The following is a 16114-nucleotide window of genomic DNA, read 5'->3' as shown; positions in this document are numbered from 1 at the left end:
TTTTAATAAGTTAAGATATCCTATTATATTTGAATCATGAGAATATACAATCCCAAAGAATGGTTTAAAGCCGTATTTTTTATTCATAAATCAGATACGCTAAGAAAATTATATCCCTATTTGCTATTTATCGCTGCCTTCTCTGGAGGTATCGCCTACTTAGAATTGGAATTTTTAAATCTATCGACTAAAAGTTGGGTAAAAAACATCACCATCGTTCATAACTTATTAGGTTTTGCCTTATCGCTATTATTGGTATTTCGAACTAATACAGCGTACGACAGATGGTGGGAAGCCAGAAAACAATGGGGTGCTTTAACTAATGTTAGTAGAAATTTAGCGCTTAAACTGAATGCACTATTAGATGACAATGATGCTTCTAATCGTCATTTTTATAGAAAATCCATCCCGATGTATTCCCAAAGTTTGTATGCCTTTTTAAGATCGGACTACACTACATTTATGCTTGACGAAAATGAACATCCTGAATTAGGAGATGCTTTTAGTAAAAAGAAACACGGTCCAAATCAGGTGGCTTCATTAATTTTTAAGAAAACAAATCTCTTGTACAAACAAAATAAAATTTCGGGAGAGCAATTGCTAATGGTGAATCACGAGTTAGAAGGCTTAACAAATATCTGTGGTGCTTGCGAACGTATTAAAAATACACCTATTCCACATTCTTATAGTACATTTATTAAAAAATTCATCGCCCTTTACGTGGCCACTTTACCTATAGGCTATGTGTTTTCTCTAGGCTATTTCGTTATTCTAGCAGTGCCTTTTATTTTATACGTTTTGGCATCTTTAGAGTTAATTGCTGAAGCAATTGAAGATCCATTTGGCACAGATTACGACGACTTACCAATAGAGAAAATGGCAGAAAACATTAAGAAACATGCACACGAAGTCTTGCATCCTTAGTTAAAAACACACGAATACCATACGCCTGAAAGTGAAACTTTTAAAACTGACATTCGGGCGTTTTTTAATATGAAGTTTCTGAAGATGTTGGGTTTAGCCAACGTTTCTCGATAGCGCCTTTGTCTTGTTTACTAACCGCAGTAGTTCTTTGATTTAAATACGATTGTCTTGCCTCTTTTAATTCAGATTTAAACACACTACCATTAAAAACAGCATCTGTATGTCCTGTAGCACGACGTTCTAAATTATAATATTCTTGTTGCATGGCTTTAGAACCATACGTATTCACAAAAGCATGTATACTCGGAATTGCAGGGTTTAATTTAATCAGCCAAACTTTCAACGCATGTAAAGTTTCGTAATCTTTTGTACCACCTAAAGCGCTTTTTAAAGTGCGGTATGCATATTTTTCAGAGCCGTGATATTCTTTATTGCGTGCTTTTATTTTTCTAACTGCCCATGGTATTACTTTATAAAGTACATACAATATCAACACCCCCAAAACACAATACAATACAAATGTTTTTACAGGTAAACCTAGAATTAAAAACGGTTGCTCTTCTTCTGGAACCTGACTAACCTCAGCTTCCAACTCTTTTTTAACACCAGCCAGCATACTTAAATCTGGATTAGGTGCTACAGTAATGGTAACCGAATCAATAATTTTTTTATAAAATTTATGTGAATTATAATTCCAGTACACAAATTCTATTTTAGGTAACGTCACCTCCCCTTCCTTTTCAAATAAATAGTTTGCCCCATCTGTTCTGCTCGCAGAGACATAGGTTTTGGTTTTATTAGTATTTACCGATGGGCGTTTAGGATAAATGCTTACTCCAGAAATACTATCCCAAACTACTGCAGGAATAAACTCACCTAAAGTCCCCGACGCACTCCTACTAATCGTACGCTGTAACACATCACCTACTTTAACATTATTGGTATTTACATTCCATTTTTCATGGACGGTTAATGTACTTGAGACTAACCAATTATTCGGATTATATCCAACAGGAACTCCTTTTACCGTAATGTTTTTAGGCTTGGTATGTATGGTATGTTTTATCCCTTTATAACCTCCTGGTTTAGGTGACTCGACATGAATGGTTAGCTCTGGTATGGTAATAACACCTTCTTGTGTAGGGAAAACGTTATAAATAAAATCGACACCCGAGAATTGTTTACCGCTAAAGGTTCTGGTGTTAGACACCGATCTAAAATATACAGTTAATGCACCTTCTACTTGAATATTCCCAACGTCTACACCTTTAGTAAACCAGGTGTTAGAATATACAGAAACCGTCATTTGTATGGGTTGCCCTATATACGCTTCGTTATGGTTTATAGTTGCATAGCTAATTAACTGCTGAGCATATCCAACGGACGTACTCAACAAAAACAACAGTGCTATAATTTTAAACTTTGCTACCATGTCGTTTGTGTCTGTTCAACATCTACTTGTGCTTTTTTAACCTGATACTTAAATTTGCGTGTTAAAAATAATGCCGGATCATCATCCACCTTTCGCATTAATATATTTTTAGGAATCGATCCCTTCCCCGATTTAAAATCGTCTGGCAATTCGTCCAATTCTTTTCCTTTTCGTTTTCCTGTCGCGACTTCTTCTTCCAAACGCTCTTTCTCCATATCCTTTTTAGTCGCTTTTTGTCCGCCACCACTAAAATCTTCTTGAGAATCGTTTTTCTTATTTTTAGCATTGGGTTTCCCGTCTTCAACTTTACTCTCCTCGGCTGTCATACCACTTGTTTGTAGCAACATCTCGTTGATCTGTTCTACGTTTTGTTTGGCCTGAGCCATAGACGGATCCATACTCGATACTTTTTCAAAAATAGCTTGTGCCTGAGTTAAATCGCCTAATTTTACATAAGCTAAGCCTAAATTATATAGCCCTGTAGCCGACGAATCTTTTTCAAATTCGCGTTTGGCCTTCGTATAATCACCGCCTTTATAATATGCCACGCCTTTTCTCATCGGATCATTAAAGTCTTCCGCAGCAGCGATATAATTATCGGCATCATATTCTTGTTGTGCTTGGTAGGCTTTAGTATACCATAAATCTTTAAACTGAAAGGACTCCGTAGCTTTTTTCAAATTTTCTGTGTCGCTACAAGACATTACACTAATTAGCAACAGTAGACTTAACAGACTCCATCCTTTTCTAAAACTGAATAGAAATAATACAAGTAATGGAATAATTAACCAATATCCTCGATCTTCCCAATGCTCATCTTCATTTTTGGGTTGTTCTTCAAAAATAAGATGGTCGCTAATAGCTTCTGCAAATAACCTAACATCGCTTTTATCTAAAGTTAACTCCATAACAGTTACATCTTCAACACTCTTTAAACCATTTAATGTTGCTGTGTTTAAAGCTGAATTAACCGACTGCCCCTTTATTTTTAAATCTAGTTTAGGATTTGTAAACGCAGGAACATGACCACCAACTTCTGAAGCGAACGGATACACATGTAGGCTCACATTATTTTGTTGCACAAATGCACTTACACCTTGTGTGTCTAAACCTTCAAGATCATCTGTAATTAGTAGAATTTTACCTGGCGCTTTATCACCTTCAAAAAGTCCGCTTAACTTAGACAGTAAAGTATTAAATCCGGTTCCTCTTGTAGGCATCATCCGAGGTTGCAAACCATCTAAATTATCCGTAATAATTTTATAATCTGTGGTAAAAGGCACGACAGTATGTGTGGAAGCTGCAAATACAATTAATGCGGTTTCTGCACGCGGATTTGCTTCTAATAGATCATTAATTTTAAATTTCGCACGTTCTAAACGATTTGGAGATACATCTGTGGTTAACATGCTTTGCGATAAATCTAAAGCAATCACCAATTTAGAGGCTACTTTTTTAGTGGGTGCTTTTTCTTCACTCCATGTAGGTCCTAAAAACCCAATAAACCCAATCGCGAATAGTAATAAAACCGACACATGTATAAGTCGTGATTTCCAAGTGGTTCCCTGCTGTATTACATACGGACGTAAATGTTTGGCGATGTGTTTTTTCCAGCGGTTACTTTCTCCGTAGGCAATTAAACCTAAAAGGATAATAATAGCCAAAGGAATTGCTAGCCAAAGATATTCGGCGCGTAAAAAGTGGAATTTTTCCCAATCTATATCTTCCAAATAAGTCATAGATTAGCGGTTTTTAAATCGTTTCACAATTAATATTAAATTATTTATGGCCATAGCTATAATTCCTAAAGCCAAAGCAAAGCCTAACGGAATGTAATATAACAGCGTTTTGGGCGTATAACTTTCTTCCTCATATTCTATAGGCTCTAAGGTGTCTAAAGTTTTATAAATCTCCTGAAGCGCTTTGGCGTCTTTAGCTCTAAAATAAGCACCATTGGTCATTTCAGAAATATCTTGCAAGGTGCGTTCATCTAAATCAGAGTCACTATTGTCTGGATCTCCAATCCCGATCGTATAAATCACTGTTGAATCTTTTTTAGCCAAGTTGGCCGCATCTAAAGGCAAGATTTCCATGCCGCTATCTACGCCATCTGTTAAGATGAGCATGACTTTATGCGGAATCGTATCGCGCTGAAACAAATCCATCCCTTTTACTATAGCCTTCCCAATGTTAGTCATTTGTCCCGCCATCCCCACATCGGCCTCATCTAACATGGTACTTACTGTATTTAAGTCTGATGTAAATGGTGCTTGTACATAGGCATTCGACCCAAAAAACAATAAACCTAAACGGTCACTTTTACGTTCCTTAACGAAGTCTTTCATGATGTCTTTTACGGCATCCCAACGGCTGGCGCGCTTACCATCTATAGTCCAATCGGTGTTAGCCATACTAAATGAAATATCGGCAGCGATTAAAAAATTACGTGATGTTTTAATCTTTTTTTCTGGTTTCCCTACCAATTCAGGCGATGCTAAGGCCACCAACAATAACGCCCATATGCTGTACATAACTACCCAAGGAATAATACCTCGTTTTTTCACATACGAAGCCGTTTTAGGTTTTTGCGCAGTAACAGCCACCGCACGTTTAAAATACGGATAGCGCAAGGCACTGCTTTTGTTTTTTATAGCAGGCAACAACCAATACACCAACAGCGGTAGCGGCAGTAATAGGACGACTAGCGGATATGCAAATTGAAAATTATCTGGCATGGTGTTCTATCCAATGGATGCTTTTATTAGTAAATTGCGTTTTATTAAAGACTTGATTATCGGGTAATTGTTGTTTATATACGGCATTTAAAATAATAACCTCATCGTCTATAAATCCAGAGTTTTTTACCTTTGAATCTAAAAACGTTAACCATTCTCGGCCGAATAATCCCGCAACGGTTTGTCGGCCGTACGATTGTATTGCTGTGTCTTTTAATAGAAAGAGTACTGTATTAATAAAGGCTTCTGCCGACAAGTCTGACTGAGCTTGTAAACTTTTAATTTCGGCTACAGCAGTTCTTAAATACTGTTTCTTTTGGTAAGCCTTATACCCTTTATATAACAACAAAGCGATTAATACAATGAGTAACACGCCCACTACTTTCCAACCTATGGTATTAAATGTAAAGGGTACTGGACTAGGTTCTATCAGTTCTCCAAAATCTAAATCGGAGGACGGTGTAGGGTTTTGAAACCAGAATAGGCTATGCAGTTTTACAAACGTCATGTCTTTTATTGTGGTTTATATTGTGTAAACACATTAACTAATTGCTCTTCTAAAGGATCTACCGTATTTATTTTAAACAACGTAATACCATATTTTTCGACTTCCTCTTTAAAACCATCATAATTACCTTTAAAATCTTCTTTTAAATGATTTACTATGCGGTCTTTATGGAAATTAAGACTGATTTGTTTTTTGGTGTTGGTTAAAGTCATTTTTTCTGAAGGCAACTCCACTTCCATAGGGTCGAATACCTTTACTAGTACAACATCGTTATGCTGTGACAGCATACTTAAGTACTGAACCATTTCTGGATTATATCTGTGGAAATCGCTAATAATAATTACTAAAAAGTCGTGTGTAATGATGTTATTAAGCTTTCCAACCATGGTTTTTAATGCGGCTTCAAAATCAAAATCGTTCCGATTATAAATGTCTGCATTGGCGTCTACAATCTTCTGAAAAAATTGTAACATATTTCTATGGTCACGCTTAGGCGTTAACAAATCATAGGTATCGTCTTTCATGACTAATCCGCCTATACGATCTCCCCCTTTTAATATTTTATAAGCCGCTATTGCTGCTAATTCTCCAGCTACTACAGCCTTTGTTTTGTTAACAGATCCGAAGCCCATTGTCGGCGATTGATCTACAAAAATAAAGGCAGGTTTCTCCTTTTCTTCAGTAAATACTTTGGTGTGTGTTACTCCTGTTTTAGCGGTAACTTTCCAATCTATATTTCTAATATCGTCACCAATAACATATGGTCTGGCTTCTTCAAAATCGAGACCTCGACCCCGTAAACGCGAGGCATAGCGGCCCGACAACACACTATTAGATTTTTGTTGTCCAACGTTAAAATTAAGCACCGTATTTATCCACTCGAATTGCAATAAATGCTCGAGCGTTAAAAATACGTTAGGATCTTTTGTTTGTGATGCCATAAAATAGCGTTTGGAATGTTAAAGCATTAGGCCACTACAGCCACAACTTCTAATATTTTATCGATAACCTGATTGGTTGTTATACCTTCTGCACGGGCTTTGTAACTTAATGAAATACGGTGCCTTAGCACATCTTTAATTACGGCTTGAATATGGTCTGGCGACACATAATCTTTGCCTTCCATCCACGCTTTTACTCGACTACAACGGTCTAAAGCAATGGTTCCTCTTGGGCTTGCTCCAAAATCTATCCACTCGGCTAAACCGGCATCAAAACGTTCTGGGTATCGCGTTGCCGAGATTAAACTCACCATATATTTTTCTAAGGCTTCTGTAACGGGAATGACGTTAATTTCGTGTCTAGCTGCAAAAATATGGTCTTGAGAAATGGTTTCCAAAGACGTTTTATCAGCCTTATCTGCAACACTTTGTTCTTTTTTATTTAATCTTAAAATCCCCAATTCCGAGGCATCATCTGGGTAATCAATTACCACATGCATAATAAAACGGTCCATTTGGGCTTCGGGCAACGGATAAGTTCCCTCTTGTTCTATAGGATTTTGGGTAGCCATTACCATAAACAAATCGTCCATTTTATATGTACTTCCTGCAACAGTAACTTGGCGCTCTTCCATAGCCTCTAATAAAGCCGATTGTACTTTAGCAGGTGCACGGTTTATCTCGTCGGCTAAAATTAGGTTACTAAAAATAGGTCCTTTTTGGAAGGTGAATTTTTCAGCTTCATCGGGCTGATAGATCTCTGTTCCTGTAATATCTGTAGGTAATAAATCTGGTGTAAATTGTATCCGACTTAAGTCGCAATCCAAATGTTTAGACAATGTTTTTATGGCTCTTGTTTTTGCTAAACCTGGTAATCCCTCTAATAGCATATTACCATCGGCAAGTAATACCAAGATTAAACGGTCTATAAGGTCTTGTTGCCCAATAATAGATTTGGACATGGCTGATTTTAAATGCACTACAGCTTCAAATGGCGTCATAATGAGATGGTTTTGAAAAACATATTGAAATCTAAATATAAACATTTCATTTTGAAGAAAAAACCTAAAAGACCAAATTATATCACTTTAACACCTGTGAATGTTATGGCATAAAAAAAGCCTCTATTAAAGAGGCTTTCATGCTAAATACTATTTTTTTTATTTTTTTCCTGCTTCTGTTAAAGATTCCATGGTGTCTCCTAAATTAAAACTAGCGGCTTTCATACGTGGTGGATATTCCTTAAATGTTGAAATAAAATTCCCTACATATTCTGTAGCTGGTAATAAAAGATATACGTGATTTAAATACCAATCCCAATACGTATTGGAAGTAGTTGTCGCAAACTCATAAGGATCTCTTCTTAAATTATAAATCCAAGGAATTCTTGTGGTAACCATAGGTTTAGACCAAGTATCTAAAGTCCCTTGAGATTCCTGATGCATAAATGTCACTTTCCAATCGTTAAAACGCAATGCCATCAATTCTCCATCATCAGAGAAATAGAATAATTCCTCACGTGGTCCTTTATCGACTTTACCAGTTAAATATGGTAAGAAGTTATAACCATCTAAGTGCACTTTAAAAGTTTTACCATTTGCTTTATGTCCGGTTAATAGTTTTTCTTTCACATTTGCATCTCCTGCAGCAGCAACGTAAGTTGGCATCCAGTCTAAACCAGACATGATTTCGTTAGACACCGACCCTGCTTTAATTTTACCAGGCCAACGCACCATTGCTGGTGTTCTCCATCCACCTTCCCAGTTGGTGTTTTTCTCTCCTCTAAACGGATTTACACCTGCATCTGGCCATGTGTTTTTATGAGGTCCATTATCTGTACCGTAGTGAACAATCGTATTATCTGCTACACCTAATTCATCGATAACTTTCAAAAATTTACCAATATGCATATCGTGCTCTACCATACCATCTCCATACTCGTTTTGTCCAGAAATGCCACGGTGTTCGTCTTTCACGTGCGTTCTAAAGTGCATACGCGTTCCGTTCCACCAAACAAAGAATGGTTTTCCTGAAGCTACAGATTTTTTGATAAACGCAATGGCAGCATCAGACGATTCGTCATCAATAGTTTCCATACGTTTTTTAGTTAAGGGTCCTGTATCTTCAATTTTACCATCGGCGGTAGAATGAATGACACCTCTAGGCCCATATTTCTTAGCAAAATTTGGATATTTAGCCGGATCTGGATAATCTTCTAATTCTGGCTCTTCTTCAGCATTTAAGTGATATAGGTTTCCGAAGAACTCATCAAAACCATGATTGGTTGGTAACATTTCGTCACGGTCACCTAAGTGGTTTTTACCAAATTGCCCGGTTACATATCCCATAGGCTTCAATAGTTCGGCAATAGTAGGATCTTTTTCAGAAATTCCTTGTTCTGCTCCTGGCATTCCTACTTTACTTAATCCTGTACGTAATACACTTTGCCCTAAGATAAAAGTAGAACGTCCTGCCGTACAACTTTGTTCAGAATAATAATCTGTAAAAATCATACCTTCATCGGCAATACGATCGATGTTAGGAGTACGATAACCTACTAACCCCATGGTATAGGCACTAATATTAGATTGTCCGATATCGTCACCCCAAAGGACTAAAATATTAGGTTTTTTCTGTGCAAAGGCTGTTGTGGCACACGCCAATAACAGCAATGCTAGTCTGCGGTTTGTTTTCATATTGGTATTATATAAATTGATTAGTAGCAATTACACACCTCTGTATAATAGCTTGTTAGACCTTTAAATTACAATATATTCTGAAAAATAGAGGACTTTTCTAAAAAAAATGATAAAAAAAACTGATATTATTTACATAATATCAGTTTTAAATATGTGACACTTACTAGATTTAGTTTCTTGTAGGTGTTTGTAAAGTTTGAATTACTTTATCTATACTTAAAGAGCTTCCTTTTCTTGGAGGAAATTCTTTAAATGTTCCTAAGAACTTACCAACATAATTTTGAGCTGGTACCATCATCCACATTTGGTCTGCATAATTTCTTATGTATAATGCAGCATCCATAGATACTTCAAATGGGTCGTTTCTTAAGTTTAAAATTAATGGCCAACTTGGCGATTTTCTGTAGGCTTCGTTAATTGAACCTTCCATGATAGAGAAGTGTAATTTCCAATCGTCGTAACGTAATGCATTTAAGTTTCCTGCAGCATCAAAATAGAAAATTTCATGTCTTAAACCTTCTCCTTTTTTAAGTTCACCAGTTAATAATGGTAATTGGTTATACCCATCTAAGTGCGCTTTAAACGTTTTACCAGAGTAAGACTTTCCTTTTAATAATTCTTCTTTAACATTAGGGTTTCCAGCTGCCGCTAACAATGTAGGCATCCAGTCTTCTTGAGAGAAGATATCGTTAATAACTGTTCCTGGCTTAATGTGACCTGGCCATCTTACCATAGCAGGCACTCTAAATCCACCTTCCCAAGTTGTTCCTTTTTCACCTCTAAATGGAATAGTTCCACCGTCAGGGAATGTAAACTTCTCGGCACCGTTATCTGTAGAGAATACCACAATAGTATTATCTGCAATACCTAAATCGTCTAATTTATCTAATACACGACCAACACCATCGTCTAATTCCATCATGGCATCAGCATATAAACCGTAACCAGATTTGTGTAAGTACTTATCAGATAAATGTGTCCATACGTGAGTTCTCGTCGAGTTTACCCATGCAAAGAATGGCTTTTTAGCCTTAGCATTTTTGTCAATGAATTTTAAAGCTGCATCGATAAATTCGCTATCTGCAGTTTCCATTCTTTTAGACGTTAATGGTCCTGTATCTTCTACTTTACCATCGGCAGTAGATTTTAACACCCCTCTTGGTCCGTATTTTTTCTTGAATTCAGGATCTTTTGGGTAAAATTCTGTTTCTGGTTCTTCTTCAGCATTTAAGTGATATAAGTTTCCAAAAAACTCATCAAAACCATGGTTAGTTGGTAAATGCTTGTCTTGATCTCCTAAGTGGTTTTTACCGAATTGCCCACTACTGTAACCTAGTGGCTTTAATAATTCTGCAATGGTAGGATCTGCTTCATTAATACCATGTTCTGAACCTGGCATACCAATAGTTAATAATCCTGTTCTAAATGGGTGTTGTCCTAAGATAAAAGACGCACGTCCAGCAGTACATGATTGTTGCGCATAATGATCGGTAAATAGCGCACCCTCATTAGCAATACGGTCTATGTTAGGCGTAGTTCCACCCATCATACCATTGTGGTATGCACTGATGTTCCACATCCCTACATCATCTCCCCAAAACACCACAATATTGGGCTTATTTTGGGCGAATGCTGCTGTGGCAAGGCCGACAAGCAACAATGTAAAAAATTTGTTTTTTTTCATAAAAAATGGTTAATAAAATTAGACTCTAAGATTAATATTTTAAATACAGCTTATAGGCTGCTTTTAATTTCGCGATTATATGTTGACAAAAATAGTAGTTTTATAGCCACATAATTATGGACAAATCATGGACAAAACTATCTTTTTATTTAAAATGAACTGATGTATGCATCTATGCTCAATTTTGGTTTTAAATCTAATTTTTTCTTTAATCGATATCTTTTTTTAGCTAAACCTTCTTTAGAAATATTCATAATGTTACAGATTTCTGAAGTATGCATTTGTATTTTTAAATAGGCACAATATTTTAATTCACCTTTAGTGAGTTGGGGATGTCTAGCGGATAAGGTTTCAAAAAAATCATAATGTATTTCTTGAAATAACTTTTTAAATACGCTCCAATTATCGTGCGTAGAAAAATGACTTTTAATTTCGCTTGTTAGGGCTTTAATCTCTTTGGTACGTAACTGACTCACCTCTTGCGACTCTATAGCTTCTAATTTCAACAATACATTTTGAAGCAACTCTTCTTTTTGTTGTTCTTGTAATGCAATAGAAAACAATTCTTTCTCTTTTTGCTGTTTTTGAAGCTCTAACAGTTTAATTTGTTCTTTAGCACTCATTAAATCAGAGACATCCATGCCCATACCCATAAAAAACATCTTACCGTCTTTAGAAAACCTGTAAGCTTCAAACACATACGGAATTTCTTTTCCGCTTTTAGTTAGTATACTAGCATATACATTTTTAACAAATCCAATATCTAACGTTATACTAAAACAATCTATAATATAAGGCACAGTTACAGGATTAAAGAACGATGATAATTCTGCATGTAACAACTCTTCAGGTGTGCGTTCGGTTACAGTTTCATGCTTAGTATTCCAACGCAATAAATATGCTTTTTCATTGATAACTTCGTATAAATAAAAAATACCAGGCAAGCAATCTACCAACTCCTGATTATATATAGAATCTAAAGGTACAGTATCGAGACCTGCCTTAAATATATCTTCCATGTTATGTATTCTGTTTACATTTAAAGACGTAAAAATATAAAACTTTAGACAGATATATCTTACAAACGCCTATACTGTTGTGTTTACCATTGTCATTGTTTTTACTGTCTGTAATTTATAAATCGCTACGCTTTATAACGGTTTTGGTGTATTTAATAAGAGACGCAAACCCTTGCAAACCTAAAAGTTTTCCAAAAATTTCTAGCTACTTACACGTGTTACAAAAAATCAACACTCTAAAAAACAACCACATACGCTAATATACGCATTTTTTATTCAAGTTTAATTTGGTATGTATAATTTCATCACTCACTATTCGCCAATCACTATTCGCCAATCATAAAAACCAACAACTAAAACCACTAACTACAAACCATCCACATCTAATACGTCAATACCGAGCCTACATCGTACCCTTTAAGACGTGCCTTACCATCAAGAAAATCCAATTGCATAATAAAATTACACTGTACAATTTCACCACCAAGCCGTTCTACCAATTTACAAACTGCAGCAGCAGTTCCGCCTGTGGCTAAAACATCGTCGTGAATTAACACGCGGTCTCCCGGTTTAATAGCGTCTTCATGAATTTCTAAACTATCGGTACCGTATTCTAAAGCGTAAGTTTCTGTTAGGGTATGGTGAGGGAGTTTACCTGGTTTACGTACCGGTACAAATCCAGCATTTAGGGCTTGTGCTATAAGCATCCCAAAGAAAAAGCCTCGGGCTTCCATCCCTACAACTTTATCTACTGGCTTATCACCTACCAAAGTTAATAGCTGCTGTAAACAAGAGGCGGTGGCTGCTGGATTATTTAATAAAGGCGTTAAATCTTTAAAGACAATACCTGGTTTTGGAAAATCGTTTATATCGCGGATAAAAGGTTCTATATTATTCATTTTACGAAGATAAAAAAAGCATCTCTATTATGCCACTCTACCCGAACTGTTTCATTTAAATTCAATTGCTTACATTTGTCTCAACCTTACCGTTTATATCATGAAATCGCTTATACATATTGTGTCGTGTATGACACTTTCTTTGCTGTGCTGTAATTGTAGTTCTGAACCCGATTTTACACTTAAAGAAGGCGATTTATTATTTCAGGATGTAGATTGCGGTCCGTTCTGTAATGCCATAGAAGCTGTAACACAAGGTTTTGACGATTATAACTTTTCGCATGTGGGATTAGTGATGAAAGATGCTCAAGGGCATTTAAAAGTTATGGAAGCCGTAAGCGCAGGCGTGGTATTAACCCCTATAGACACCTTTTTAAGCCGAAGCAGCGACGTACACAACGCCCCGAAAGTACTAGTAGGACGTGTAAAACCAGACTTTAAAGACCTCATTCCTGGAGCGATAGACTTTATACAATCTAAAATGACGGCTGCGTACGATCCGTATTTCGATATTAATAACGACCAGTATTATTGTTCAGAATTAATTCATTTAGCTTTTAAACATGCCAATGGCGATATGCCTATTTTTAAAGAATACCCTATGACGTTTATTGCGCCAGACACCCAACAAACCTTTGCCATTTGGGAAACCTATTTTAACGATTTAAACTACAGCATCCCAGAAGGGCAACCGGGCTTAAATCCTGGTGGCATGTCGCGCTCGCCATTTATAGATATGGTTTATAAATATGGCGAACCTACACGATCGACACCCTAAACACTCCTAATACAGATTGAAGCATAGTGGCTTTTACCAAGGTTTTAGTTTCCCTTTTTATCCTTCTATTTTGTTCAATCTATGAATGAATCCTTTGGTAAGGGTTTACATATATCAAAAATTTATAGTGTACGCCTGTGGTATTTCGACACGAAAAGTAAAATTTCGAGCATTTTTATGCGATAAATAATTTTTATTGCTTGCGGTTCGTTGTATTTTTACTGTATTAAATGTTTTAATCCGTATCATTATGAATATCGCAACATATATAGATCATACCCTTTTAAAATCTTCGGCTACGCCTACAGACATAACATTATTGTGTCAGGAAGCCATTACTTATAATTTCTTTTCTGTTTGTGTAAACAGTTATTATGTGCCATTAGTGCGCGACTTACTGCGCGGATCTGATGTGAAGGTGTGTACCACAATCGGCTTTCCGTTAGGTGCCATGGCTACCGAAACTAAGGTATTCGAAACCCAAACCGCCATCGCACAAGGGGCTCAAGAAATAGACATGGTTTTAAATGTAGGTATGCTACGCGCTGGAGCATACGATTTTGTATATAATGACATTAGAGCTGTAAAAGCCTGTATGGGTGATGTCACTTTAAAGGTGATTTTAGAAATTAGTGAACTTACTGCTGCCGAGATTAAAACCGCAAGCGAATTGTGCATAAAAGCCCAAGCCGATTTCATAAAAACATCGACTGGATTTTCTGGTAGCGGTGCCACCATAGAAGCTGTCACTTTAATGAAAGCCACAGCTAATGGTAAAGCTTTAGTCAAAGCTTCTGGTGGGATACGCGATTTAGAAACCGCCTTAGCATATATAGAAGCAGGTGCAGACCGTATAGGGACCTCGTCTGGGGTAGCCATAGTTCAAGCCTATACACAAACCGTATAACACCCGCCTATTCCCTATTTAAAAATAAAGACGTACCACATGAGTTTACATATTGAAGCCAAAAAAGGAGACATTGCCGAAACTATTTTACTACCAGGAGATCCGTTACGTGCCAAATGGATTGCCGAAACCTATTTAGAAGACCCTGTATGTTTTAACACCGTACGTAATATGTTTGGGTACACTGGGACGTATAAAGGCGAGCGTATTTCTGTTATGGGCACCGGTATGGGAATTCCGAGTATCTCGATTTACAGTCGGGAACTTATCAAAGATTATGGTGTTAAAAACTTAATACGCGTGGGATCGGCAGGTTCGTATCAAGAAGATGTAAAGATTCGCGATATTGTTATTGCCATGGCTGCCTCTTCCTCTGGAATTAACAAAACCCGTTTTAATGGAGCCGATTTTGCCCCTACAGCAAGTTTCGACTTGTTTATGAAAGCTACTGCCAGTGCTAAAGCCAAGCAAGTACCAATAAAGGCCGGTAATGTATTGTCTAGCGACGAGTTTTATGCAGACGATTTCGACTCGTATAAACAGTGGGCAGACTTTGGAGTATTGTGTGTAGAAATGGAAGCTGCAGGTTTATATACCGTAGCCGCCAAATACAATGTAAATGCCTTAGCCATCCTAACCATTTCCGACTCTTTAGTAACAGGCGAACGCACGACTGCCAAAGAACGTGAAACCACGTTTAAAGACATGATAGAAATTGCCTTAGACTTGGCATAACACACATAAAGCGCAGTGTAAAGTTATACTGCGCTTGTATACTTCTTCCCCCACTCTTCACAAGTAATAGGCACAATACAGTTCTGAGCACCAAATAGAATACACACTACACTCTAGAATTAATTCATTTTATTACGGTTTTACCGCAACCCAATTATTTTAATTTATTTTATTTTTGAAATATTGATTTCAAAAATATTTAGTTCTTATCTACTATCTATGTACTCAAACCGAAAGGCGTCACATCAATCCCCCAGTAGCACTACAGAATTGTCAATTGCTAGAACTATAATTATCGAAACTATACATGCGTATATTATTGCTTAATATTTAAGACAGACTAAAGATTAGAAATATTATAACATCAGAGCAAAATGGTAATAGCAATTCAAAAGGAACAAAATGTAATTAAACTATTTTTTATTTTACTACTTTTTTTGGGTAGTATTAAAATGTATGGACAAGAAAAAGTAGAGGGTAAATATTGTGTAGATAATGGAATAAAAAGTATTTCTAAATGTCTTATTCTAAAGAAAAATAAAAAATTCAATATAATATTTAATGAGCACCTAAATAATAAATCTAACCTTTCGGGTAATTGGTTTTATAAAAATAATACGTTAACACTTATATACAAAGAACCTGAATTTAGAAAAACAAGCAAGATATCTGTTTCTAGCTTAGAAGAAATAAATGATTCTGTTAGAATTATTTTTCGTGTTAAAGATTTCAATCACGGACCAATGCTTGGTTTAAATATTAAAATTTTACCTGAAAATTTAAATTATATTACTAATCAAAAAGGAGAAAAAGAATTAATTTTTAAAAAAAGCACTAAAAGTATTTATGGTTA

General features: G+C 36.2%; 15 protein-coding genes. 5 read left to right on the top strand and 10 right to left on the bottom strand.

The features are described 5' to 3' along the window. Positions 1–36 precede the first annotated feature (36 nt). Entirely contained in the window at positions 37–924 is an 888-nt protein-coding gene (locus AST99_RS10120) for a bestrophin family protein (RefSeq protein WP_057781722.1), read from the top strand. A gap of 64 nt (positions 925–988) precedes the next feature. On the opposite strand, the gene AST99_RS10115 is transcribed toward AST99_RS10120, so the two are convergent. The 10 genes from AST99_RS10115 to AST99_RS10070 form a co-directional block, all read right to left on the bottom strand. Next, entirely contained in the window at positions 989–2356 is a 1368-nt protein-coding gene (locus tag AST99_RS10115) for a BatD family protein (RefSeq protein WP_057781721.1), read from the bottom strand. Continuing rightward, positions 2350–4095 (bottom strand): VWA domain-containing protein, encoded by a 1746-nt coding sequence (locus tag AST99_RS10110; RefSeq protein WP_057781720.1) that lies wholly within the window; start codon positions 4093–4095, stop codon positions 2350–2352. The genes AST99_RS10115 and AST99_RS10110 overlap by 7 nt, the downstream gene beginning before the upstream one ends. Before the next feature lie 3 nt (positions 4096–4098). Continuing rightward, on the bottom strand, positions 4099–5091 hold the full coding sequence (locus AST99_RS10105; RefSeq protein ID WP_057781719.1) for a vWA domain-containing protein: 993 nt from the start codon (positions 5089–5091) through the stop codon (positions 4099–4101). Beyond that, positions 5081–5599 (bottom strand): DUF4381 domain-containing protein, encoded by a 519-nt coding sequence (locus tag AST99_RS10100; RefSeq protein WP_057781718.1) that lies wholly within the window; start codon positions 5597–5599, stop codon positions 5081–5083. The genes AST99_RS10105 and AST99_RS10100 overlap by 11 nt, the downstream gene beginning before the upstream one ends. 5 nt (positions 5600–5604) lie before the next feature. Then, the gene (locus tag AST99_RS10095; RefSeq protein WP_057781717.1) at positions 5605–6540 is read right to left on the bottom strand and encodes a DUF58 domain-containing protein; all 936 of its coding nucleotides are present in this window, start codon (positions 6538–6540) and stop codon (positions 5605–5607) included. Positions 6541–6566: 26 nt separating this feature from the next. Further along, positions 6567–7541, bottom strand: a complete 975-nt coding sequence (locus AST99_RS10090; RefSeq protein ID WP_057781716.1) for an AAA family ATPase — start codon at positions 7539–7541, stop codon at positions 6567–6569. A 159-nt stretch (positions 7542–7700) separates the two neighbouring features. Then, entirely contained in the window at positions 7701–9236 is a 1536-nt protein-coding gene (locus AST99_RS10085) for an arylsulfatase (protein ID WP_057781715.1), read from the bottom strand. A gap of 172 nt (positions 9237–9408) precedes the next feature. Further along, positions 9409–10923: an arylsulfatase gene (locus AST99_RS10080; RefSeq protein ID WP_057781714.1), complete on the bottom strand. Its 1515-nt coding sequence runs from the start codon at positions 10921–10923 to the stop codon at positions 9409–9411. 149 nt (positions 10924–11072) lie between these two features. Then, on the bottom strand, positions 11073–11942 hold the full coding sequence (locus AST99_RS10075) for a hypothetical protein (RefSeq protein WP_057781713.1): 870 nt from the start codon (positions 11940–11942) through the stop codon (positions 11073–11075). 383 nt (positions 11943–12325) lie between these two features. Next, positions 12326–12841 (bottom strand): adenine phosphoribosyltransferase, encoded by a 516-nt coding sequence (locus AST99_RS10070; RefSeq protein WP_057781712.1) that lies wholly within the window; start codon positions 12839–12841, stop codon positions 12326–12328. A gap of 100 nt (positions 12842–12941) precedes the next feature. Between AST99_RS10070 and AST99_RS10065 the strand changes: the two genes are divergently transcribed. The 4 genes from AST99_RS10065 to AST99_RS10050 form a co-directional block, all read left to right on the top strand. After that, positions 12942–13619, top strand: coding sequence for a YiiX/YebB-like N1pC/P60 family cysteine hydrolase (locus AST99_RS10065; protein ID WP_083495660.1), 678 nt, complete (start codon positions 12942–12944; stop codon positions 13617–13619). A 250-nt stretch (positions 13620–13869) separates the two neighbouring features. Continuing rightward, positions 13870–14526, top strand: coding sequence for a deoxyribose-phosphate aldolase (gene deoC, locus AST99_RS10060; protein ID WP_057781710.1), 657 nt, complete (start codon positions 13870–13872; stop codon positions 14524–14526). A 39-nt stretch (positions 14527–14565) separates the two neighbouring features. Continuing rightward, a complete protein-coding gene (gene deoD, locus AST99_RS10055; RefSeq protein WP_057781709.1) occupies positions 14566–15261 on the top strand; it encodes a purine-nucleoside phosphorylase in 696 nt (231 codons plus the stop codon). 374 nt (positions 15262–15635) lie between these two features. After that, a partial coding sequence (locus AST99_RS10050; RefSeq protein ID WP_157486354.1) for a hypothetical protein occupies positions 15636–16114 on the top strand: 479 nt, incomplete at its 3' end.

Source organism: Formosa algae (assembly GCF_001439665.1).
GTDB classification, from domain to species: Bacteria; Bacteroidota; Bacteroidia; order Flavobacteriales; family Flavobacteriaceae; genus Formosa; species Formosa algae.
The sequence above is the reverse complement of the archived record's forward strand: the minus strand, read 5'-3'. Positions and strand labels throughout refer to the sequence as shown.